Origin of the sequence: Microbacterium sp. JZ37 (assembly GCF_035188445.1) — a bacterium.
Classification (GTDB): Bacteria; Actinomycetota; Actinomycetes; order Actinomycetales; family Microbacteriaceae; genus Microbacterium; species Microbacterium barkeri.
Window position 1 is genome coordinate 589,347 of the sequence record NZ_CP045253.1, and the last position, 20,919, is coordinate 610,265.

Consider the following 20,919-nt stretch of genomic DNA (forward strand, 5'->3'; position numbering starts at 1 on the left):
CTCATCCTGCCATCGCGCGCGGGTGGCGCTGCGAGCCGCTACGCGGACAGGCGGTCGAGTTCTGCGATCTCCTCCGGCGCGAGCTCGAGGCGTCCGGCGGCGAGGAGATCCGCCACCTGGTCGACGCGCGACGCCGACGCGATCGGGGCGACGACGGTGGGGCGCGACCGAAGCCAGGCGAGCGAGATCGTCGCGATCGACACCCCGTGGGCCTGCGCGATCCGCTCGATGCCGTCGATGAGGGCGAGGTTCTTCTCGGAGATGTACTCCTTCGCAGCGCCCGCACGCGGAGAGCCGGCATCGGCCGCCGAGCGGTACTTGCCCGCGAGGAAGCCCTTCGCGAGGGAGAAGTACGGCAGGACGCCGAGGTGGAACTCCTCGGCGAGAGGGAGGATCGTCTGCTCGATGCCGCGCTCGACGAGGTTGTAGTGGGGCTGCACGGCGACTGGCTCAGGGGCGCCGATCTCGCGCGCGATGCGGATCCACTCGCGGATGCGCTCTGGCGTGTAGTTCGAGATCGCGGTGTACTGAACGAGGCCGTCCTGGACGAGCTCGCCGAACGCCGCGACGGTCTCCTCGAGCGGCGTCGACTCGTCGTCGAAGTGCGCGTAGTAGAGATCGATCGACTCGACGCCGAGGCGCTCGATGGACGCCTCCGCGGCGGCGCGGACGTTGGCGGCGGAGAGGCCGCGGAAGTCGGGGTGCTGGCTGACCTTCGTCGCGACGGTCACGCCCTGCGGCTTGCGATCGGCGAGCCAGGCTCCGATGATCCGCTCGCTGTCGCCGCCGCTGTTGCCGGGAACCCAGGCGCTGTACGAGTCGGCCGTGTCGATGAAGTCGCCGCCTCCTTCGACGAAGGCGTCGAGGATTCGGAACGACTCGTCGCGGTCTGCCGTCCACCCGAACACGTTTCCGCCGAGATTCAGGGGGAAGACGTCGAGCTCGCTCGTGCCGATCCGTGCCATGGTGCCTCCAGTCGTTCGGTGATTCGGCTTCCAGGCTATGAGCTGTCGGATGGCCGGGGCGCGGATCGCGGGGAGATCAGCGGATGCTGCGGCTGCGTTCGCGGGGGAGGGACGTGCGATCGTGTGCGAATGAACTCGAAGAAAACTTCTAAAAATCCTTGCGCGATCAATCGAACAGAACTACTATGGAGTCATGTCGAGGATGACATCAGCACTCAGCGAGAGCCTGGCGGCCCTGCGTGCCGACGTCGCTGACCTCGATGTGGATGGTCTCGCTCCGGACGAGCTGAGGGCGCTGACCGATGTGCTCGGCGCCCTCCGGCGGAGCGTCGATGCGTCGCTCGCCGCGGCCTCGGGAGAGATCGCCCGGCAGTCGCGCCGCGAGCTCGGCAAGGACGGGTTCGCGCGCAGGCAGGGGTACTCCTCGCCGGGCACCCTGCTCTCGGCCACGACGGGTGTGACGACGGGCGAGGCTGCTCGGCTCATGCGCGTCGGCGAGGCGATCGCGCCGCGGATGAGCCTCGTCGGGGAGCGGCTGCCCGCGAAGCACCCGCATGTCGCCGAGGCGCTTCGGGCCGGCGCCCTCGGCCTCGCCGCAGCGGAGGCCATCGTCGGCATGCTCGACCGGGTGGTCGTGCGCGCCGGCACGGCGGCCTGCGACGAGATGGAGTCGATCCTCGTCGCGCGGGCCCCCGGGCTCACGAGTGACGAGCTGCGGCGCCTGCTGCTCGATGCCGAGATGCGGCTCGATCCGGATGGCGCGGAAGACCGAGAGCAGGATCGCCGCGATCGGCGCATGCTCGCGTGGCGCACGGAGCGCGACGGCTCGGTGTCCTTCACGGGGCGCGCCGACCCCGAGACGGCGGCGCCGATCGTCGCGCTGCTCGACGGCATGGTGACGCAGCGGATGCGCGCGAACGAGCACGAGCCCGACGAGGCGCGGCGCGATCGCCGCACGCGGCTGCAGATGCAGATCGACATCCTCGCCGACGTCGCTCGGCATGCTCTCGGCTGCACCGCCATCCCGACCCGCCCCATCGCCACGATGGTCGTGCGGATGGACTACGACACCTTCCGTGCGGCACTCGATGAGCAGAACGGCGACGCGTCGGGCGGCGGCATGGCGACCATCGACGGAATCGAGCAGCCCGTGACCGCCAAGGCGGTGCGGCGCATGGCGGTCGATGCGCAGATCATCCCGTGCGTGCTCGGCGGCAAGAGCGAGATCCTCGACCTCGGACGCAGAGAGCGTCTCTTCACGCCGAAGCAGAAGCTCGCGATCTCCCTCCGCGACGAGGGGTGCGCATTCTGCGGCGCCCCGCCCGGCCACGCTGTGGTGCACCACATCGAGTGGTGGTCGCGGGGAGGAAGGACCGATCTCGACAACGGGATCCTCCTGTGCGTGGCCTGTCATCATCGGATCCACGACGACGGATGGGATATCCGCATCGATGGCGCCGGCGTCGACGCGGTGCCGTGGTTCATCCCGCCGCCCTGGCTCGACCACACGCGCACGCCGCGTCGTGGCGGGCCGACCCGGTACCGGGTGGCCTGCTGATCGGCGGGCCCTAGGCTGGAGTCATGAACAAGAGCACCATCTGGACAGTCCTGGGCGTCATCGCCGCGGTCGTCATCGCGTGGTGGCTCGTGAACATCCTGTTCTCGGTGATGTTCTGGATCTTCAAGCTCGCGGTCGTCGCCGTCGTGGCCGTGGTCGTCTTCTTCGTGCTGCGGTCGCTCGTGAGCTCGCGGCGCGACTGAGCACCGCCGAGCCCGGAACGCTCAGCGCGGGAAGAGCGCGCGCAGCGAGAACCAGCGCTCGTCCGCGCTGATCGAGAGCGAGCCGCCGTACCGCTCGACGGCCGCCTCGATGTTGCGCAGACCGTAGCCGTGGCCGGCCTCGCGCTTGCGTGAGACGATCCGGCCATCCGAGCGCTTCACGATGCCGTCGAAGGTGTTCTCGACACGCAGCATCACGAAGTCGTCCTGCGCGAAGAGGGCCACCCGCACGAGGCGCTCATCGGCGTCCGCGATGCGCTTCGTCGCCTCGATGGCGTTGTCGAGGGCGTTCCCCAGCACCGCCGTCACGTCGAGCGGGCTCATGAAGTCGAGCAGCCGGCCATCCGCGACGTACGAGACGTCGACTCCGTCCTCGTTGGCGCGCAGGCGCTTGCCCGTGAGGACCACGTCGACCACGCGGTTGCCCGTGCGCACCTGCGCCCCGTAGTCGCGGATGGACTCCTCGAGGTCGTCGAGCATCCGCTCGCGCAGCCGCGGATCGGTCTCGGCCCGCAGGGCATCGAGGTGATGCTTCATGTCGTGGTACTTGCGGCTCACCTCGTCGATCGCGCGTCGCGAGAGCTCGTACTGGTCGTGCTGGCTCCGGAGCAGCTGCGACATCGCCTCCGCGTCGCGACGGGTCTGCATCTCGCGGCGCACCTCGTGCTGCACGTAGAGCGCGATGTAGCCGCAGAGGTCCACGAGCGTGCGGATGTAGAAGATCTCGGGGCCCAGCCGGCTGCTGAACGGCGTGTTGGCGTTGGCGAAGCTGAGGTTCGAGATCCCGAAGGTCGCTGCGGCGATGGCCAGCGCGCTCACGAGCTCGCGCCATCCGACCTCGATCTCCGCGCCGCGCGTGAGATGCCGGCGCTCGGCGAGCCAGGCGAGCACGAGCACGCCGCCGTAGACGAGGGCGAGGAACGCCGCGCGGGCGACGCCCTCGGCGTCGGGCAGGTAGAAGCGCTCGAGCTGCCAGTGCAGCGACGCGACGAACTCGGCGAGCACGAACGCCCGCGCCGTCAGGTACCCCGCCGTCACCGCGGTGATCCGCAGCGACGCGAACAGGAGCGCGAACATCGTGAGCGCGGCGCCGAGCATGCCGGGGATCCACAGCGCGAGAGGGAGGGTGTCTGCCCACAGCTGCAGGCCGACGAGAGCCGCGAGCCCGGCCAGGGCGACGCCGACGGTCGGGAGCCACCGCATGCGCCGGCGGACGATCGCGATGAACACCACGCAGGCGCCCCACTCGGCGAGAGCGGTGAACAGGCGGGGGATCTCGGCGAGCTCGCTCGTGACGACGTCGCTCATGCCGTGATCCCGCGCGAGCCGATGTAGCTCGCGAGCGCCGCGAGGAAGTCCTTCTTGCGCGGACGGCTGATCTGCAGTCTCGCGCCGCCGCGCATCCGGCAGTCGCTGCCCTCGACGCCCGTGACGTGGCGCAGATTGACGAGGTATCCGCTGTTGCACCGGTGGAAGCCCTCGTCCGCGAGCTCGGCCTCCATGGCCTTGAGCGTCGCGACCACCGTGTGGTCGGTCTCGAGCGTGTGGATCAGCACGTTGTGCTTCGCGCTCTCGAGGTAGACGATGTCGGCGACGTCGACGCGGTGGCGCGCCCCGTCGGTGGTCGAGAAGAGGAGGTGACGGCGCTCGCGCCGCCGCAGGCGGACGAGGCACCGCTCCATCTCCTGCTCGAAGGCGGCGTAGGACACCGGCTTGAGGAGGTAGCTGAGCGCGTCGACCTCGTATCCGCTGATCGCGTACTGAGGCGAGCTCGTCACGAACACGATGATGACCTCGCCGTCCACCTCGCGGATGCGGCGGGCGGCGGTCATGCCGTCCACGCGCTCCATCTGGATGTCGAGGAGGAGGACATCCCAGTCGGGCCGGTAGTCGTCGAGGATGTCCGCGCCGTCATGGAACGCGCCGATGTGGAACCGCTCGTCGTGCTCGCGCTGGAACCGGTCGAGGTGCGAGAGGAGACGGTCGATGCTCCCCGGGTCGTCCTCGACGACGGCGATGCGGATCATCCTCTCTCCCTCCTCGGATCAGCTGAAACCGACGACCCGGCGCGCGACGCTGTACGCGAGCGAGGTCACGCGGCGCCCGGCATGACCGGGCAGGTTGCTGCTCGCGCCCATGAAGCTCCGTCGGAGCCTCGTGTAGACCCACGGGCTCTCCGCCTTGACCTCGCGCCAGAAGGCGTCGCGCTGAGCGAGGTGCGCACGCGTTCCTCCTCGCGCGAGAGTGGCGGAGGTGACCGCGCAGATCGCCTCGATGTAGTGCAGCAGCGCGGCGTACAGGGGCGCCGGCACCTCTCCGGTCGCGACCTCGGCGGGAGAGGGGAGCGCGCGCAGGGCGAGGCGGTTCACCCGCAGCTGCTGGTCGACGCGGCGCAGCATCGTGTCGGCCTCGACCGACTGCCCCTCGCGGCCGATGACGTAGTGGTAGAGCTTCACCGGCAGGTAGTACATGCTCCGCACGCGCGCGAGGGGCACGACGACGTAGAGGTTGTCGACGTAGAAGGTGTTCTCGGGCAGCCGGAGGCCGGATGCCCGCACCATCTCGGTGCGGTAGATGATCGCGTGCATCATGAGGTACTGGCGACGGCTGAACCGCTCGGTGTCGCCCCATCCGAAGACCCGGCCCGCGGGGAAGACGCTGTCGAACCGGGAGACGCGGTTCGACTTGCCCACGCGGTCGTGCACGTAGTCGGTGAACACGGCGTCGACGCCGCCGCACTCCTCGAGGGTGCGCAGGATCTGCAGCACCTGCTCGAGAGCGGGGATGCTGAGCCAGTCGTCGGCGTCGAGCACCTTGAGGTACGTGCCGCGCGCCTCGGCGAGACCGGTGTTGATCGCCCCGCCGTGCCCCCGGTTCGGCTGATGGATGGCCCGGAACACGTCGGGGCGCCGACGCGCGTAGTCGTCGGCGATCTCGGCGGTGGCGTCGGTCGATCCGTCGTCGACGACGATCACCTCGATGTCGTGCCGCATCCGCAGAAGGGGGACGAGGGCACGGTGAAGGTGGTCGGCCGCGTTGTAGGCGGGGACCACGATCGAGAGCAGGGGCATGGCTCTAGTCTGCCTGTGCGGTGGGCGCGGCCACGGCGGCGGCGTCGGGCGTCTGGCGGAAGATCAGCTTGAAGATCGGGTAGAAGACCCAGAACGAGATCGCCGAGTTGATGATCATCGTCGCGACGTCGGCCACGACCTCGCCCGTGCCGCCCCACATCCCGATGAGGAGGTCGTAGATCGGGGCCTTGTAGAACCCCTGCGCGGCAGCCGCGACGAACGTGATGACGACGTAGGCGAGCGCGTACCATCCGGCCGCGACCCACGGCGAGGTGTTCGACTTGAACGTGATGTTGCGCTGGAGGAAGAAGTTGATGACCTGCGCGATGAGCAGCGTGATCTGGACGGCCAGGAAGTAGGCGAGACCGCCGCCCCCTTCGGGGAGGGCGCCGGCCGCGTAGTCGAACATGAAGTACGTCGAGCCGTCGACGTTCGAGCCGACCGGGAGCACCTGGAAGTCGACCCCGACGAGACCCGTGAAGCTGTCGAACGCCCAGCGGAAGATCGGCATGAGCGCGAGCTGCAGCACGGTCACGCCGTTCGAGAGCACGAAGAACATGAGGAACTTCGACAGCTCGGGGTGCCGGTCCTGGAAGCCTCGCCACCAGTCCTTGATCGCGGTGAACATCATGCGCTCCTGTTCGAGGTGGGTGCGTCGGCGGCGGAGAGGAAGGCGTCGCGGGTGCGCCTCTCCTCCCGGCGTCCGCGGAAGAAGGCGGCGACGACGCGGCCCAGACCGCGGATCGTCTGCCCGTTGACGAGGGTGAGCAGCGCGTCGGTGAGCCGGCTCGTCGCGAGGCCGCCGCTCATCTTCGAGATGACGCGGAACGGCCCGTTGAAGAGGAAGAGGATGTTGAGGTCGGGCTCCCCGGACGCCTCGGCCTTGCGCCGACGACCGTCGACGATCCGGAACACGAGACGCGCGAGGGGGCTGCGGGCGACGCGGAGCCGATCGATCGGATCGTTCACGCCGAGCGGGCCGTCGCCCCATCCCGACTCCGAGCGCGGGCGGCCGAGCAGCGCGGTGAAGTCCGCGTCGGAGACGTCGTGCACGCGTCCCGTGGCATAGACGGCGAGTGCTGCCTCCGGCGTCCGCTGCGGCACGGTGCCCCCGACGGGCACGACGGCCTCGAGCGGCAGATCGCGCACATTCGGGCCCACCTGCACGAGGTAGTCGCCCTCCTCGATCTGCCAGGCGCCCGTGCGGACGTCGAAGAACCGGAAGGCGCGCGCGCCGAGCGGCACGGTGATCCGCGCGGACTCGCCGGCCGCGAGCCGCACCTTGCGGAAGCCCTTGAGCTCGCGCACGGCGCGCGGGACGCCGCCCGTGCCGCGGCGGCCGACGTAGACCTGCGCCACGTCGGCGCCTGCGACGCCGCCCGTGTTCGTCACGGTGAACGAGACCGCGTCGTCACCCACCTGCAGGTCGGAGTACGCGAACGTCGTGTAGCTCAGCCCGAATCCGAAGGGGAACGCGACATCGACGCCCGCGGTCTCGTAGTAGCGGTAGCCGACGAAGGGGCCCTCGCGGTACTCGGCGGTTCGGTCGACGCTCGGGAAGCGTCCGGCGGTCGGCGTGTCGGCGAGGCGGCGCGGGACGGTCTCGGCGAGGCGACCGCCGGGGTTGACGGCTCCGGTCAGCACGTCGGCGAGCCCCTCCGCACCGGCCTGTCCGCCGAGGTATGCGTGCACGAGAGCCGCCGCGTCATCCGCCCACGGCGTCTCGACGACGCCGCCCGCGCTCAGCACGACGACCGTGCGCGGATTCGCGGCCGCGACAGCGCGCAGCACGTCGACCTGCGCCGCGGGCAGCGCGAGGGAGCCGCGGTCGAGCCCCTCCGACTCGGAGATCTCGGGGAGGCCGAGCGCGAGGACCGCGACCTCGGCCTCGCGCGCCGCGGCGACGGCACCTGCGAGGAGCGCGGCGTCGGGGCGGCCGTCCCGGCGGAACCCCGGCGAGAACGAGAGCACCTCGAGGTCGGTGTCGGCGAGCGCATCCCGCAGGTTCGTCACCCGGGTGGCGTTGACGGCCGACGATCCCGCGCCCTGGTAGCGCGGGGTCTCGGCGAAGTCGCCGATGAGGGCGACGCGCGTGCCGGACGAGAGGGGGAGGAGCCCGCCCTCGTTGCGCAGGAGGACGGCCGACTCGGCCGCCGCGCGTCGGGCGAGGGCGTGGTGCGCGTCGGCGTCGAAGCGCGATCGGGCGCGCGTCGTCCGCGTCGTGACGCGCCGCACGAGGTCGAGGATCTCGGCGACCCGCGCATCGAGGTCCGCCTCGGCGAGCTCGCCCCGCTCGACGGCGGCGACGATCTGACGGGCAGAGTCGAACCCGGGCGAGGGCATCTCGATGGAGCCGCCCGCGCGCACGGCGGCGACGGCGTCGTTGCCGCCACCCCAGTCGGAGACGACCGCGCCGTCGAAGCCCCACTCCTCGCGGAGGATCTCGGCGAGAAGATGCGCGTTCTCGTGCGCGTAGGCGCCGTTGACGAGGTTGTACGACGACATGATCGCCCACGGCGCCGCGTCCTCGACGACGATCTCGAACGCGGTCAGGTAGATCTCGCGCAGGGTCCGCTCGTCGACGACCGAGTCGCTCACCATCCGGCGCAGCTCCTGGCTGTTGACGGCGAAGTGCTTGGGCGTCGCGGCGACGCCCTGCTCCTGGATGCCGCGCACGTACGCGGCGGCGAGGCGCCCCGCGAGCTCGGGGTCCTCGGAGAAGTACTCGAAGCTGCGCCCGCCGAGCGGGCTGCGCTTGATGTTGAGACCCGGTCCGAGCAGCACGTGCACGCCCTGGGCGGACGCCTCCGCACCGAGCGCTCGGCCGATCTCGGCGGCGAGCTCCTCGTCCCAGCTGTTGGCGATCGTGGCCGCGGTCGGGAAGCAGGTCGCCGGCTCGGAGGCGTTGAGACCGAGGTGGTCCGCGGAGCCGACCTGCTTGCGCACACCGTGCGGGCCATCCGACATCCAGATCGCGGGGATGCCGAGACGCGCGATCGCGCGCGTCTGCCAGGTGTTCTGACCGCTCAGCAGGGCGGCCTTCTCGAGGAGGGTGAGCTGGGCGAGGAGCGCCGGTGTGTCGTTCACGATGAGGTCTTCCTGTGCGGGGCCGGGAGGTCGCCCTCCCGGCCCCGGTTCATGGCTGGGTCAGTACGTCGCCGCGCCGGCCGGGGCGACGGTCGGGCGAGCGCGGTGACGGCGCACGCGCACGACCATCCAGACCACGCCGGCCACGACGAGCAGCGCGAGCAGGATCGTCCCGACGATGACGCCGATCTCCCAGCCCGCGAGCTGGTACGTGAGCGTCGCACCCGAGGCCATGCCGTTCACCGCGTTGGAGTTCGCCACGGTGTAGAGCACGTTGTGGATGGCGTACCGCAGGTTGTCCTGCGCGGCCGCGCTCGTCGAGTCCGCGATCGTCTTCGAGCCCTCGAACGTCAGCATGTGATCCGTTCCCCTGGCGTTCCACGCCTGGTCGGGGTACATGAAGTCGTACAGGTTGAAGTCGGTGATCGCGAAGCCGCGGAAGCCCCACTCCTCGCGCAGGACGTCGTGCATGAGCGCGGACGACCCGCCGGCCCACGTCGCGCCGATGCGGTTGAACGAGCTCATGATCGCGGTCGAGCCGATCTCGCTCGTCTGCAGCTCGCCATCCGCGTCGTAGTACTCGACCTCGCCGCGCGCGTCCTTCACGACCATCTCGAACGGCTTGAGGTACAGCTCGCGGATGGTCTGCTCCGTCGCCCAGGTCGAGAGCCCGCCGCCGTTCACGCGGTTGGTCTCCTGGTCGTTCATGGCGAAGTGCTTCGTGAACGAGTACACGCCCTTCGTCAGCGCGCCGTCGACGACCTGGGTCGCGAGGGCGCCCGAGAGCACCGGGTCCTCCGAGTAGTACTCGAAGTTGCGGCCCGCGAACGGCGAGCGGTGCAGGTTCACCGCGGGGGCGTACCAGCCGTTCGCGCCCATGTGCAGCGCCTCGTTGCCCACGGCCACGCCCATGGCGTTCGCGAGGTCGCGGCTCCACGTCTGGCCGATGAGGTACTCCGAGGGGAACGCGGTCCCGGTCCAGAGGTCGGGGTTGATGAACGACGAGAAGCCCGCGGGGCCGTCGAGGTCGTTCGTGCGGATCTTGCCGATCTCCGGCAGCCCGGCCGTGTTGTACGCGCCCGACGTGAGGAGCGTGAGCACCTCGTCGGGGTCGAGCTGGTCGAGGAGCTCCTCCCACGCGGGGTCGTCGTACGGCAGGCCGCGCAGATCGACGAGGGACAGGTCGTTGTCGGCGTTCCACGTCGGAGCCTCGGCGCCCTCGGCGTCGGACGCGGCGGCTGCGGCGTCGAACGGCTCGTACGCGGCGATCGTCGCCTCGCTCGCCTCGAGGTCGGCGCCCTCGGGAGCGGTCGGGAACGTGCCCGCGAAGTCCGCGCGCGAGAACGCCGTGCGGGTGCCGTCCTCGAACGCGGCCGTCACGTCGTCGAAGCGATTGGTCGCGGGGACCTCGTCGCTCGCGCGTCCGTCCGTGTAGACGACGGTCTCGTCGACCGTGTAGACGAGCGGCTCGATGCCGTCCTTGAGGCTGTGCGAGTCGGTCTGCAGCTTCAGCTCGTAGTCGCCCTGCTCGAGCACGTAGGCCGCGGCATCTGCCGCGTCGTACGAGGCCATGTCCTCGACGGCGAGCGTCAGCGTGACGGTCTCCGTCGCGCCGGGCTCGAGGAGCCCCGTCTTCGCGAAGTCGCCGAGCACCACGTGGGCCTTCTCTATGCCGCCCGGGGTGTAGGGAGCGGTGTAGTAGAGCTGGACGACGTCCTTGCCGGCGACGTCGCCCGTGTTCGTCACGTCGACGTCGATCGAGATCTCGCCGTCGACCTCGCCCAGGCGCGCGTCCGCGACGCTCCAGTCGAAGGTCGTGTAGCTCAGCCCGTAGCCGAACGGGTAGACGACGGCCTCGTCGTAGTCGATGAAGCCCTCGACCGCGGCGGTCTCGTAGTAGCGGTACCCGCTGTAGATGCCCTCCTCGTAGTCCACGAAGTACGCGTCCTCGAGGTTCGAGTAGGCGAAGTCGCCGAAGTTGACGAACGTCGGGTCGGCCGTGAAGTCGGCCGAGAAGACGTCGACGGTGTGACCGGACGGGTTGACCGCGCCGCTCAGGATGCTGCCGAGGGCGTTGAAGCCCGAGACACCCGGCGAGCCGGCGAACACGATGCCGTCGACTGCGGGGTCGTCCTCGAGGATGCCGAGCTCCATCGACGTCGACGCGTTGACGACGACCACGACGGTCTCGAAGTTCTCCTCGGCGAGGGCGACGAGGTCCTTCTCGTCCTGGTTGAGCTCGAGCTGGTGCTGCCCCGGCTCGGCGGTCTCGTCCCAGGGGGTCATGTCGGTGGCGAGGTCTCCGCCCTCGCCGCCGGCGCGTCCGAGGACGACGATCGCCGCGTCGCCGTACTCCGCGAAGCTGTCGAGCGCGTCCTGCGAGTACTCCTCGACCGGCATCTCGCCGATGTTGTAGTTCGACTCCTCGGGCTTGTCCATGACGATGTTCGTCCGGCCGCCCTCCGCCGCGGGGTTCGCCTCGGCGAAGGCCGCGAGCTCGTCGAAGACCGTGTCGTTGACCGTGAAGCCGGCGTTCTCGATGCCCTGGCGGATGTTCACGGCCGTGCGCGTGTCGGCGGTTCCCGATCCGGAGCCGCCGTACACGGGGTCGGCGGCGCCACGCCCGAGGAGCGTCACGGCGCCCGTCTCGAGCGGCAGCGCGCCGTTGTTCTTGAGGAGCGTCATGCCCTCGTCGGCGATGTCCTCGACGAGCTCGGCCGACGCCGCCTTGGCGTCGTCCTGCGTCGCGTGATCGCTCTCGTAGTAGGTCGTGTCGAGCTCAGCGCCCTCGGCGGTGTTGCTGACGACGTACGTGCCGGTGCCCATGAACGATTCGATCGCCCCGCGGAACATCCCGATCGCGATGTTCGCGCCGACGGCCAGGACGGCCACGAACGCGACGATCGGGATCCAGATCGCGAGGAACCTCCTGTTCGACATCGGCGCCTTGGCCTTCGTTGAACCCACGTGTTCTCTCCTCTTGATGCGGGCCTCCCTCGGCGGAGGCCGGCGTCCCGCCTCGGTGCGCAGACGCCGCCACCCATTCCACCGATGTTCATGCACCTGCATGGGCGCTGCCGCACAATCTGTCGTTTCCGGCGGATGAACTGTCGGCCGCCCGCGGTCCGTCACACGGCCGACACATGCGTGGAGCATGCTGGCGTCATGGAGTTCCCACCCCTCGCCACCTCGTACACGATCTCCCTTCCCGCCTGGATCGCGGAGGAGCTCGCCGACGTTCCCGATGTCATCCCGACCCTCGAGGAGCGCATGGCGCTCGTCAACCGGCTCGCCGACCGCAACTGGCGCGAGGGCAACGGCGGCCCGTTCGCGGCCCTCGTCGCCGAGGCCGACACGGGCCGGATCGTGTCGGTCGGCGTGAACGTCGTGCTGTCCACGGGCATCACGTCGGGGCACGCCGAGGTGACGGCGCTCGGGATGGCTCAGGCGCGGGTCGGCTCGTGGGACCTCGGCGCATCGGACCAGCCTCGGCACGAGCTCGTCGTGAACTGGCGCCCGTGCGTGCAGTGCTACGGCGCGGCGATGTGGTCGGGCATCACGACCCTCGCGATCGCCGGGTCGGGGCCCGAGTGCGAGGAGATCACGACGTTCGACGAGGGCCCGATGGTCGCCGACTGGGCGGAGGCCTTCGAGGCCCGCGGCATCGCCGTGATCGACGGCGTCGCGAAGGACGACGCGGTCGCGGTCTTCCGCGCGTACCGTGCGGCGGTCGACGCCGGCGCGATCACGGTCTACAACGCGCGCGGCTGATCGTCAGCGGCGCGTGGCCGCGAGCGCGCATCCGCCCGCCGCGATCGCGAGCGCGCCCAGGACGATGACGACCGCGGGCCATCCGGACGCCGTCCACGCGGCGCTGCAGAGCCATCCGAACAGGCTCGATCCGCCGTAGTAGAAGACGTTGTACATCGACCCCGCGCTCGCGCGGTCGGCGCCCGCGAAGCCCGCCACGGCCGAGCTCGCGACGGAGTGCGCGAGGAACATCCCGGTCGTGAGCAGCACGACGCCCGTGATCACGAGCGGCAGCGGGGTCGTGCCCGTGAGCAGGGCGCCCGCGAGCATGAGCGCGCATCCCGCGAGCAGGGGCGTGCGCAGGCCGAAGCGGAGCGAGAGGCGCCCGGAGAGCTGCGCGGCGGCCGTCCCGCCGAGATAGGCGAGGAACACGAAGGAGACGACCGCAGCCGGCAGGGCGTAGGGCGGGGCCTCGAGGCGGAACGTGATCGCGTTGTACATGCCGATCATCGCCCCGAGCAGCATGCCGCCCATGAGGAACAGCGCGCGCAGGCGCGCATCGCGCAGCTGCCGCAGGAACACCCGGAGCGTGCGCCCGGCGGGGGCTCCGGATGGCGTCGTGCGCGGCAGCAGGACGGCCATCGTGATCGTGATCGCGGCGCCGACGAGATCGAGGAGGAGCAGGCCGAGGCGCCATCCGCCGATCTCGGCGAGGAGCGGCGCGACGAGCCGCCCGGACAGCCCGCCGATCGAGGCCGCCGCGATGTAGCCGCCCGCCACGACCGCGGCGCGGCGCCCCGAGATCACCTCGTGCACGAGGGCGACGGCCAGCGCCGGGATCCCGCCCAGCGCCGCGCCCTGCAGGAACCGCCCCGCCACGAGGAGCTCGAGGGTGGGCGCGAGCGGGAGGAGCAGCGCGATGAGCGCCGACGTCGTCGCCGAGACGCGCATCGACCACGCCACCCCGCGCCGTGCCGCGAGCACCGCCCACAGCGGAAGCGAGAGGGCGAGGCCGAGCGTCGCGCCGGAGATGATCCACGCCACGGCGGCGGCGGAGCGGTCGAGGTCGGCGGCGACGAACGTGAGCAGCCCCTGCGGGGCGTGGAGGAGCGCGAAGCTCGCGATGCCCGCGCACCACATCGCGATCGAGAGGCGGCGCGACGTCGGCACGGCGGACTCCCTCGCTGTCGGGAGGGAGCCGGTCGCCGTCATGCCCTCGACGCTAGCCCGCCAGATGCATGCGGATCCAATACCGGATCGGCTTGATGCATACCATGAGAGCATGGAACCGGATCGCATCCGCGGCGTCCTCCCGCTCGTGCCGGTGCTCGTCGCGCTCGGCGAGACGGAGCACGTCACGGCCGCCGCCGAGCGCCTCGGCATGCCGCAGCCCAACGTGAGCCGCGCCATCCGCACCCTCGAGCAGCGCCTCGGCGTCGCGCTCGTCGAGAGGGAGGGCCGCGGCATCCGCCTGACCGCCGCGGCGCGCACGCTCCTGCCCGCGTTCCGACGTGCGATCGAGCTCATCGAGGACGGCGTCGGCGCCGTCACGGGCGCGGCCTCGTCGACGGTGTCGCTCGCCTTCCAGACCTCGCTCGGGGAGCGCTTCATCCCCGAGGTCGTGAGCACCGTGCGCCGCGACCGCCCCGATCTGCGCTTCGAGCTGCACCAGGGCGCGCGCTCGCTCCTCATCGATCAGCTGCACTCGGGTCGCGTCGCCATGGCCCTCGTCGTCGACACCCCGGCGATCGGCGGCGACGTCGAGGTCGTGCCCCTGTTCGAGCAGCCGCTCGTCGCGCTCGTGCCCGACGACCATCCGCTCGCGCGGCGCGCGTCGGTCTCGGTGCCGGAGATCGCGGAGTGGCCGATCGTCACGCTCGCGCGCGGCTTCGGGCTGCGGGACTCGCTCGACGCCCTCTTCGCGCGCAGCGAGCGGACGCCCCGCATCGCCTTCGAGGGCGAGGACCTCATCACGGTGCGCGGTCTCGTGACGGCCGGGCTCGGCCTCGCGGTCGTGCCCGAGCAGCCGGTCGTGCCCGCAGGCTGCGTGTGCGTGCCGATCCGCAGCCGCCTCGCGTCGCGACGGATGTGCGCGGTGACGGCCGCGGGGGAGTCGCGCCCTGCGGTGCTGCTCGTGCGCGACGCGGTCGTCCGCGTCGCGCAGGAGCGGCGGATCTGGGCGGACGGCTGATCAGGCCTCACGGACGTCGTGCAGCGACAGGGGCTGCACGAGGGTCCTGCGCCGGTCGCGCACCCACACGTCTCCGCTCTCGCGCTTCTCGGCGCGCGAGGCGAAGCGGTAGCGGTAGGTCACGACGCGGACGAAGCGGGGCGGCTGGCCGCGGAACGGGTCGCGCGCGAGGAGCCGGAGCGTCGGACGGTCGGCTTCGAGCAGCCGCACGAGGAACACGAGGAACCAGTCGTCGATGCGGTGGCCGAGCGGGAGGAACCACATCAGCCAGTCGAGCCGCAGATGGTACGGAGCGACCTGAGGGGGCCTGCGACGCACGTCGCCGGGCTTCCCGCGGAAGCCGTACTCGTGCCACTGCGCGTGCCCGGGATTCGCGTCGAGAGTGCCCTCGACGACGAACTCGATGCGCTCCTTCGTGACCGTGCCGAAGGCGCCGTACGCGTTGGCGAGGTTCCAGCGGTTGAAGCTCGCGTTCATGAGCTGCCGATGCGCGAAGAGGTTGCGCAGCGGCTGCCCGCTCAGCACGACGCAGAGCACCGCGACGGCCGAGGTGACCACGAGCCAGGGCAGGGGGAGCTCGCCGCGCTCGTCGCCCGCGGGGATGCCCACGGCTGAGAAGGCGAGGACGATCGTCGCCGCGTTCAGCCATGCGAAGTTGCCCGTGAGGACGAGCCAGAGCTGCGTCGCGATGATCACGGCCGCCGCGCACGCGCCGATGAGGAGCGGGATCGCGTCGGGCAGCCACAGCCCGAGGAGCGGCGCGAACGCGAGCCACGGCACGGCGAGCTGCGCGATGTGATTGCCCACGACCTCGAGCCTGTGGAACCAGCGCGGCAGCAGATGCGCCTGGCGGCTCAGGGGCCCCGGCATCGGCTGCGTCTCGTGGTGGTAGGTCAGGGCCGTCAGGTCTCGCCACTCGCGTCCGCCGCGGATCTTGATCATGCCGGCGCCGAACTCGAGCCGGAACAGCAGCCACCAGAACAGGACGATGATCGCCGTCGCGGGCGGCTGGTCGTGCGAGCCGAGGAACGCGGCGAGGAAGCCCGACTCGAGGAGCAGCATCTCCCATCCGAAGCCGTAGAAGGTCTGCCCGATCGAGACGATCGACATGTAGCCGAACCAGATCGCGAGGAAGCACAGCATCGGCAGCCAGGGCGGACCGAGCTGGGGGAGGCCCGCCGCGATCAGCGCGCTGACGGCCATCCCGCCGATGCAGAGCGCGACGAGACGGCGATCGGTGTACCGGATCCATCGGAACAGGGTGGGCCGCAGCGCCCGGGCGGCGCGGTCGGAGGAGCGCGCCCACGCGAGCAGCTCGGGCGCCGGGAGCAGGCCGTGCTCGCCGAGGAGCGCGCGGAACTGGTTGAGCGTCGAGAGGAACGCGACGAGGTACAGCGCCGCGATGCCGCGCTGGAGCACCTCGCGCGCGAACGCGAAGTCGACCGCCGCGAAGCCGTCCATGCCGCCACGATACGACCGTCGCGCCCGGCTCTCACGGGGTTGACGGAGGGGTCTGGCCCCGCATCCGGATCCCGGCATATATTGAGGCATGGAAGGTACGACCGGAACCATCGTCGCCGTCGTCGGCCCCGGTGCCGACGACGTGCTCGCCTCCGTCGACGCGCTCGACGGCGTCTCCGCGCTCTCGCTGCGCGGTTCCGAGCCGTCTCTCGCGGCGCATCGCATCTCGGCGTCCGGCACCCCCTGGGTGGTGCACGACGCCGACCCGCTCGAGCACGTGGCCTCCGCGTGGATCGAGCTCTTCGAGGAGCGTGCGACCCTCGGCGTGCTCGAAGCGGAGATCGGCGACACCCTCCGCCAGTTCGAGCGCGGCGACGCGCTCATGCCCGACTACTACCTCGTGCTCGAACCCGACGAGGCCCCCGAGATCTGGCGGCACTGGTGGTGCGGCGCGCTCGGCCACCGGGCGCCGCGGCGCATCGTGCCCGTGCATGCGCCCGAGGCCGAGCGCCGCGAGCAGGCGGCGCGGATGCTCCGCAGCCTGCCGACGTCGCGCCCGTGGCCGGATCCCGCGACGTGGCTCCCGGGCCTCGCGATGCAGATCCCGGATCGCGTCGGCCTGCGCGACCGCGACCCCGAGTGACTACTCGACGAGGTCGGGCAGCGCGGCCTTGAGCTCTGCGAGCCAGGCCCTCGCGTTCCCGTCGGACGGCGCACGCCAGTCTCCGCGTGGCGAGAGCGAGCCGGCGGGCGACACCTTCGGCCCGTTCGGGATGGCCGACCGCTTGAACTGCGAGAACCCGAAGAAGCGCTTGAGGAAGACCTGCTCCCACTTCACGATGGTCGCGAGGTCGTAGGCGTAGTGGTCTTCCGCGGGGAACCCGGGGGGCCACGCGCCCGCCTCGGCGTCGCCCCACGCCCGCTCCGCGAGGAAGGCGATCTTCGACGGCCGCATGCCGTAGCGCAGGATGTGGAACAGCGTGAAGTCGTGGAGGGCGTACGGACCGATCGTGCTCTCGGTCGACTGCACCTTGCCGTCCTGGCCGGCCGGCACGAGCTCGGGGCTGATCTCGGTGTCGAGCACCGACTGCAGCACCTTCCGCTCCGCCTCCGACACGCCCTCGCCGTGTGCGATGACCCAGCGGATGAGGTGCTGCATGAGGGTCTTCGGGACGCCGGGGTTGACCGAGTAGTGGCTCATCTGGTCGCCCACGCCGTAGGTCGCCCAGCCGAGGGCGATCTCGGACAGGTCGCCCGTGCCGACGACGATGCCGCCGTGGTGGTTCGCGAGCCGGAAGAGGTAGTCGGTCCGCAGGCCTGCCTGCACGTTCTCGAACGTCACGTCGTAGACCGGCTCGCCCTGGCCGAACGGATGGCCCATGCGCGTGAGCATCTCGGTCGCGGCCGGGCGGATGTCGATGGTCTCGATGGTCGCGCCGACCGACTCCGCGAGGGCGATCGCGTTCGACTTCGTGTGCTCGCTCGTCGCGAACCCCGGCATCGTGTAGGCGAGGATGTCGCTGCGCGGGCGGCCCATCCGGTCCATCGCGCGGGCGATGACGAGCAGCGCGTGCGTCGAGTCGAGACCGCCGCTCACGCCGATGACGGGCTTCGGGCTGCCGATCGCCGACAGGCGCTGCACGAGCCCCGACACCTGGATGTTGAACGCCTCGTAGCAGTCCTGCGCGAGACGAGCGGGGTCGTCGGGCACGAAGGGGAACCGGTCGAGCGCTCGCCGCAGGCCGACGTCGCCGCGCGGCGGATCCACCTCGAAGCGGACGGTCCGGAAGCGCGTCTGCTCGGCGAAGGTGCGCCGGTTGTCGTCGAATGTGCCTTGGCGCAGGCGGTCCTGCCGGATGCGGTCGAGGTCGACGTCCGCGACGGAGTGGCGCGCGCCATCCGGGAAGCGCTCGGTCTCGGCGAGGAGCGTGCCGACCTCGTAGACCATCGTCTGGCCGTCCCACGAGACGTCGTTCGTCGACTCGCCCTGCCCGGCCGCGGCGTACGCGTACGCCGCGATGCATCGGGCAGAGGCCGACTTGCAGAGCAGGTGACGATCGTCGGCGCGCGCGATCGTGATCGGGCTGCCGGAGAGATTGAGGAGCACGGTGGCGCCCGCGAGCGCCGCGAGCGACGAGGGCGGAACGGGCACCCACATGTCCTCGCACACCTCGACGTGCACGACGAGACCGGGCACGTCCGCCGCCTCGAAGAGGAGGTCGGGGCCGAACGGCACCTCGCGACCTGCGACCGCGATCGTGCCGCGCTGGTCGTCGCCCGGGGCGTACCAGCGGCGCTCGTAGAACTCGCGGTAGGTCGGCAGATACGACTTCGGCGCGACGCCGAGGATCTCGCCGCGGTGGATGACGACGGCCGTGTTGAAGACGCGGCTGCCGCGCTGGAGGGGCGCGCCCACGACGAGCACGGGGAAGAGATCGGCCGAGGCCGCGACGATCGTCGCGATCGCGTCGTCGACCGCGTCGAGGAGCGGGTCCTGCAGCACGAGGTCGTCGATCGCGTAGCCCGAGAGGCACAGCTCGGGGTACACCGCGACCGCGACGGCGTCGTCGCTCAGCTCGCGGGCGGTCTCGATGACCGCCTGGGCGTTCGTCGCCGGGTCCGCGACCGCGAGCGGGATGGTCGCCGCCGCGACGCGGGCGAAGCCGTGGCCGTATGCGCTGCCGAAGTCGAAGTCGCTCACGTCGTCCAGTCTGTCACCGGAGGCGGCGGGCCGCCCCGATCGCCGCTAGAGCAGCCGTCGCGCCGACGCCCACGCCGTGAGCTCGTGCCGCGACGAGAGCTGGAGCTTGCGGAGCACGGCCGACACGTGGGTCTCGACGGTCTTCACCGAGATGAAGAGCTCGGCGGCGACCTCCTTGTAGGCGTAGCCGCGGGCGATGAGCCGCATGACCTCCTGCTCGCGCGCGGAGAGACGGTCGAGCTCGTCGTCGGCGACCGCGGTCTCGCCCGAGGCCGCGCCGAAGGCGTCGATGACGAATCCGGCCAGGCGCGGGGAGAAGACCGCGTCGCCCGATGCGACGACCCGCACCGCGCGGGAGACTTCGGCTCCCGATGCGCCCTTCGTGATGTAGCCGCGGGCGCCCGCGCGGATGACCCGCACGACGTCCTCCGCCGCGTCGGAGACGCTCAGGGCGAGGAAGCGGGTTCCGGGTGAGAGCGGCGACGCCTGCCGCAGGACGTCCTCGCCGCCCGCGCTGCCGGCCGCGCCGCCGGGCAGGTGCACGTCGAGGAGCACGACGTCGGGCGCGGTCTCGGCGATCACGGCGACCGCGGACGGCACGTCGGCGGCCTCGCCGACGACCCGGAGCGCGCCGTCGAGGTCGGCGCGCAGCCCCGAGCGGAAGATGGAGTGGTCGTCGACGATCACGACGGTGAGCTCAGGCACGGGCACCTGCCGAAGGGTAGCGGATGTGCACCTGCGTGCCGACGCCTCCTGCGCCGCGCGTGACCGAGGCCATCCCGCCCGTGCGCCGCATGCGGCCGACGATCGACTCGCGCACGCCGAAGCGGTCCTCGGGGACGGCGTCGAGGTCGAACCCGGCACCGCGGTCGCGGACGAAGACGTCGACGGCTCCCGGGGCGCCCTCGATGTAGACCGAGACCTCGCCGCCCGCGTGGCGCGCCGCGTTGAGCATCGCCTCGCGGGCCGCCGCGGCGACCTCGCCGCTCGCCCGCTCGGTCGACGATCCGGCCGACACGACCGAGATCGCCACCTCGTAGTCGAGCTCGAGCGCTGTCGCGTAGTCGCGCAGATCGGTCGCGAGGTCGCTGTCAGCGGGCGCGTCGTCGTCGTAGAGCCAGGCACGCAGCTCGCGCTCCTGGGCGCGGGCGATCCGGCCGACCTCGCTCGAGGCACCAGCGCGGTTCTGGATGAGCGCGAGCGTCTGCAGCACGGAGTCGTGCAGGTGCGCGGCCATCTCGGCGCGCTGCTCCTCGCGGATGCCCTGGATGCGCGCGGCCTGGAGCTCGCGGAACCGCGCGATCCAGGTCGACGACCACACGACGGCGATGCCGAGCGCTGCCGCGAGCGCGATGAGGAGCATGACCGGCGCGAGCTGGGCCGCGACCGAGCCCGTTCGGGTGAGGATGAGGATGGCCACGGCCGCGAGCACGGCCGACGCGATGCTTCGCAGGAGGAGGTCCTGCTGGGGGCCGCGGGCCGGGTCGGCCCGGTCGAGGACGGCCGACCACACGCCCCCGGCGGTCGCGAGCGCGATCGCGAAGACCGCGGGGAGCAGGCTCGCGGGCGGGAGGACGCCCTGAGTGAGGCTCCAGTAGTTCATCTGGAGCGCGACCAGGAGGAACAGCGCCGCCCCCGCGAGGAGGATCCACGCGACGGGAGCCCGCCGCGTGACGCGCGCATCGCCATCCTGCAGGGGCGTGAAGGCCCAGAGCCACAGATAGAGGAGCGCGCCCGCGCCCCAGATGCCCGCCGTCGCGGCGAACAGGAGCCGCGTGACCGGCACGCGCCATCCGAGGTGCCGCGCGACGCCCTCGGCGACGCCCGCGACCACCGCGCTGCGCGAGCGCGCGAGGCGCGAGGCGGGAGGCGCGGCGGTCATGCCCCCATGCAACCACGCGCGGGCCGCCCTGA

17 protein-coding genes are annotated in these 20,919 nt (G+C 71.3%); 5 read left to right on the forward strand and 12 right to left on the reverse strand.

Going from position 1 to position 20,919, the window contains the following annotated elements; all coding sequences use genetic code 11:
- Nucleotides 1-38 precede the first annotated feature (38 nt).
- Complete coding sequence (locus GC092_RS02580; RefSeq protein ID WP_324013941.1) at nucleotides 39-965, reverse strand: aldo/keto reductase; 927 nt, start codon at nucleotides 963-965, stop codon at nucleotides 39-41.
- A gap of 193 nt (nucleotides 966-1,158) precedes the next feature.
- Between GC092_RS02580 and GC092_RS02585 the strand changes: the two genes are divergently transcribed.
- Nucleotides 1,159-2,523 (forward strand): HNH endonuclease, encoded by a 1,365-nt coding sequence (locus GC092_RS02585; protein ID WP_324013942.1) that lies wholly within the window; start codon nucleotides 1,159-1,161, stop codon nucleotides 2,521-2,523.
- 23 nt (nucleotides 2,524-2,546) lie between these two features.
- Complete coding sequence (locus GC092_RS02590) at nucleotides 2,547-2,726, forward strand: hypothetical protein (protein WP_324013943.1); 180 nt, start codon at nucleotides 2,547-2,549, stop codon at nucleotides 2,724-2,726.
- 21 nt (nucleotides 2,727-2,747) lie between these two features.
- On the opposite strand, the gene GC092_RS02595 is transcribed toward GC092_RS02590, so the two are convergent.
- Genes GC092_RS02595 through GC092_RS02620 form a run of 6 tightly spaced genes read right to left on the reverse strand, consistent with a single transcriptional unit; the run spans nucleotide 2,748 to nucleotide 11,842 of the window.
- The gene (locus GC092_RS02595; RefSeq protein WP_324013944.1) at nucleotides 2,748-4,052 is read right to left on the reverse strand and encodes a GHKL domain-containing protein; all 1,305 of its coding nucleotides are present in this window, start codon (nucleotides 4,050-4,052) and stop codon (nucleotides 2,748-2,750) included.
- The gene (locus GC092_RS02600) at nucleotides 4,049-4,771 is read right to left on the reverse strand and encodes a LytR/AlgR family response regulator transcription factor (protein WP_282980144.1); all 723 of its coding nucleotides are present in this window, start codon (nucleotides 4,769-4,771) and stop codon (nucleotides 4,049-4,051) included. The genes GC092_RS02595 and GC092_RS02600 overlap by 4 nt, the downstream gene beginning before the upstream one ends.
- 18 nt (nucleotides 4,772-4,789) lie before the next feature.
- Nucleotides 4,790-5,815, reverse strand: a complete 1,026-nt coding sequence (locus GC092_RS02605; RefSeq protein ID WP_324013945.1) for a glycosyltransferase family 2 protein — start codon at nucleotides 5,813-5,815, stop codon at nucleotides 4,790-4,792.
- Between the two features lie 4 nt (nucleotides 5,816-5,819).
- On the reverse strand, nucleotides 5,820-6,446 hold the full coding sequence (locus GC092_RS02610) for a hypothetical protein (RefSeq protein WP_271174390.1): 627 nt from the start codon (nucleotides 6,444-6,446) through the stop codon (nucleotides 5,820-5,822).
- Nucleotides 6,443-8,902 (reverse strand): glycoside hydrolase family 3 C-terminal domain-containing protein, encoded by a 2,460-nt coding sequence (locus tag GC092_RS02615; protein ID WP_324013946.1) that lies wholly within the window; start codon nucleotides 8,900-8,902, stop codon nucleotides 6,443-6,445. The genes GC092_RS02610 and GC092_RS02615 overlap by 4 nt, the downstream gene beginning before the upstream one ends.
- 60 nt (nucleotides 8,903-8,962) lie before the next feature.
- Complete coding sequence (locus GC092_RS02620; protein ID WP_324013947.1) at nucleotides 8,963-11,842, reverse strand: glycoside hydrolase family 3 N-terminal domain-containing protein; 2,880 nt, start codon at nucleotides 11,840-11,842, stop codon at nucleotides 8,963-8,965.
- A 225-nt stretch (nucleotides 11,843-12,067) separates the two neighbouring features.
- Between GC092_RS02620 and GC092_RS02625 the strand changes: the two genes are divergently transcribed.
- Complete coding sequence (locus GC092_RS02625; RefSeq protein WP_271174393.1) at nucleotides 12,068-12,673, forward strand: nucleoside deaminase; 606 nt, start codon at nucleotides 12,068-12,070, stop codon at nucleotides 12,671-12,673.
- A 3-nt stretch (nucleotides 12,674-12,676) separates the two neighbouring features.
- Here the strand turns inward: GC092_RS02625 and GC092_RS02630 are convergent, their stop codons facing one another.
- On the reverse strand, nucleotides 12,677-13,864 hold the full coding sequence (locus GC092_RS02630; RefSeq protein ID WP_324013950.1) for an MFS transporter: 1,188 nt from the start codon (nucleotides 13,862-13,864) through the stop codon (nucleotides 12,677-12,679).
- A gap of 70 nt (nucleotides 13,865-13,934) precedes the next feature.
- On the opposite strand from GC092_RS02630, the gene GC092_RS02635 reads away from it, so the two are divergent.
- Nucleotides 13,935-14,843, forward strand: a complete 909-nt coding sequence (locus GC092_RS02635; RefSeq protein WP_324013951.1) for a LysR family transcriptional regulator — start codon at nucleotides 13,935-13,937, stop codon at nucleotides 14,841-14,843.
- Here GC092_RS02635 and GC092_RS02640 read toward each other — a convergent pair whose 3' ends face one another.
- Nucleotides 14,844-16,304, reverse strand: a complete 1,461-nt coding sequence (locus tag GC092_RS02640) for a lipase maturation factor family protein (RefSeq protein WP_324013952.1) — start codon at nucleotides 16,302-16,304, stop codon at nucleotides 14,844-14,846.
- An 88-nt stretch (nucleotides 16,305-16,392) separates the two neighbouring features.
- Here GC092_RS02640 and GC092_RS02645 point away from each other — a divergent pair, with 88 nt between their 5' ends.
- Nucleotides 16,393-16,947, forward strand: a complete 555-nt coding sequence (locus tag GC092_RS02645; protein WP_271174397.1) for a hypothetical protein — start codon at nucleotides 16,393-16,395, stop codon at nucleotides 16,945-16,947.
- On the opposite strand, the gene GC092_RS02650 is transcribed toward GC092_RS02645, so the two are convergent.
- Genes GC092_RS02650 through GC092_RS02660 form a run of 3 tightly spaced genes read right to left on the reverse strand, consistent with a single transcriptional unit; the run spans nucleotide 16,948 to nucleotide 20,887 of the window.
- On the reverse strand, nucleotides 16,948-19,005 hold the full coding sequence (locus GC092_RS02650; protein WP_324013954.1) for an NAD(+) synthase: 2,058 nt from the start codon (nucleotides 19,003-19,005) through the stop codon (nucleotides 16,948-16,950).
- 45 nt (nucleotides 19,006-19,050) lie between these two features.
- Nucleotides 19,051-19,716, reverse strand: a complete 666-nt coding sequence (locus GC092_RS02655) for a LuxR C-terminal-related transcriptional regulator (protein WP_271174399.1) — start codon at nucleotides 19,714-19,716, stop codon at nucleotides 19,051-19,053.
- Nucleotides 19,703-20,887: an ATP-binding protein gene (locus tag GC092_RS02660; protein WP_271174400.1), complete on the reverse strand. Its 1,185-nt coding sequence runs from the start codon at nucleotides 20,885-20,887 to the stop codon at nucleotides 19,703-19,705. The genes GC092_RS02655 and GC092_RS02660 overlap by 14 nt, the downstream gene beginning before the upstream one ends.
- Nucleotides 20,888-20,919: the final 32 nt, after the last annotated feature.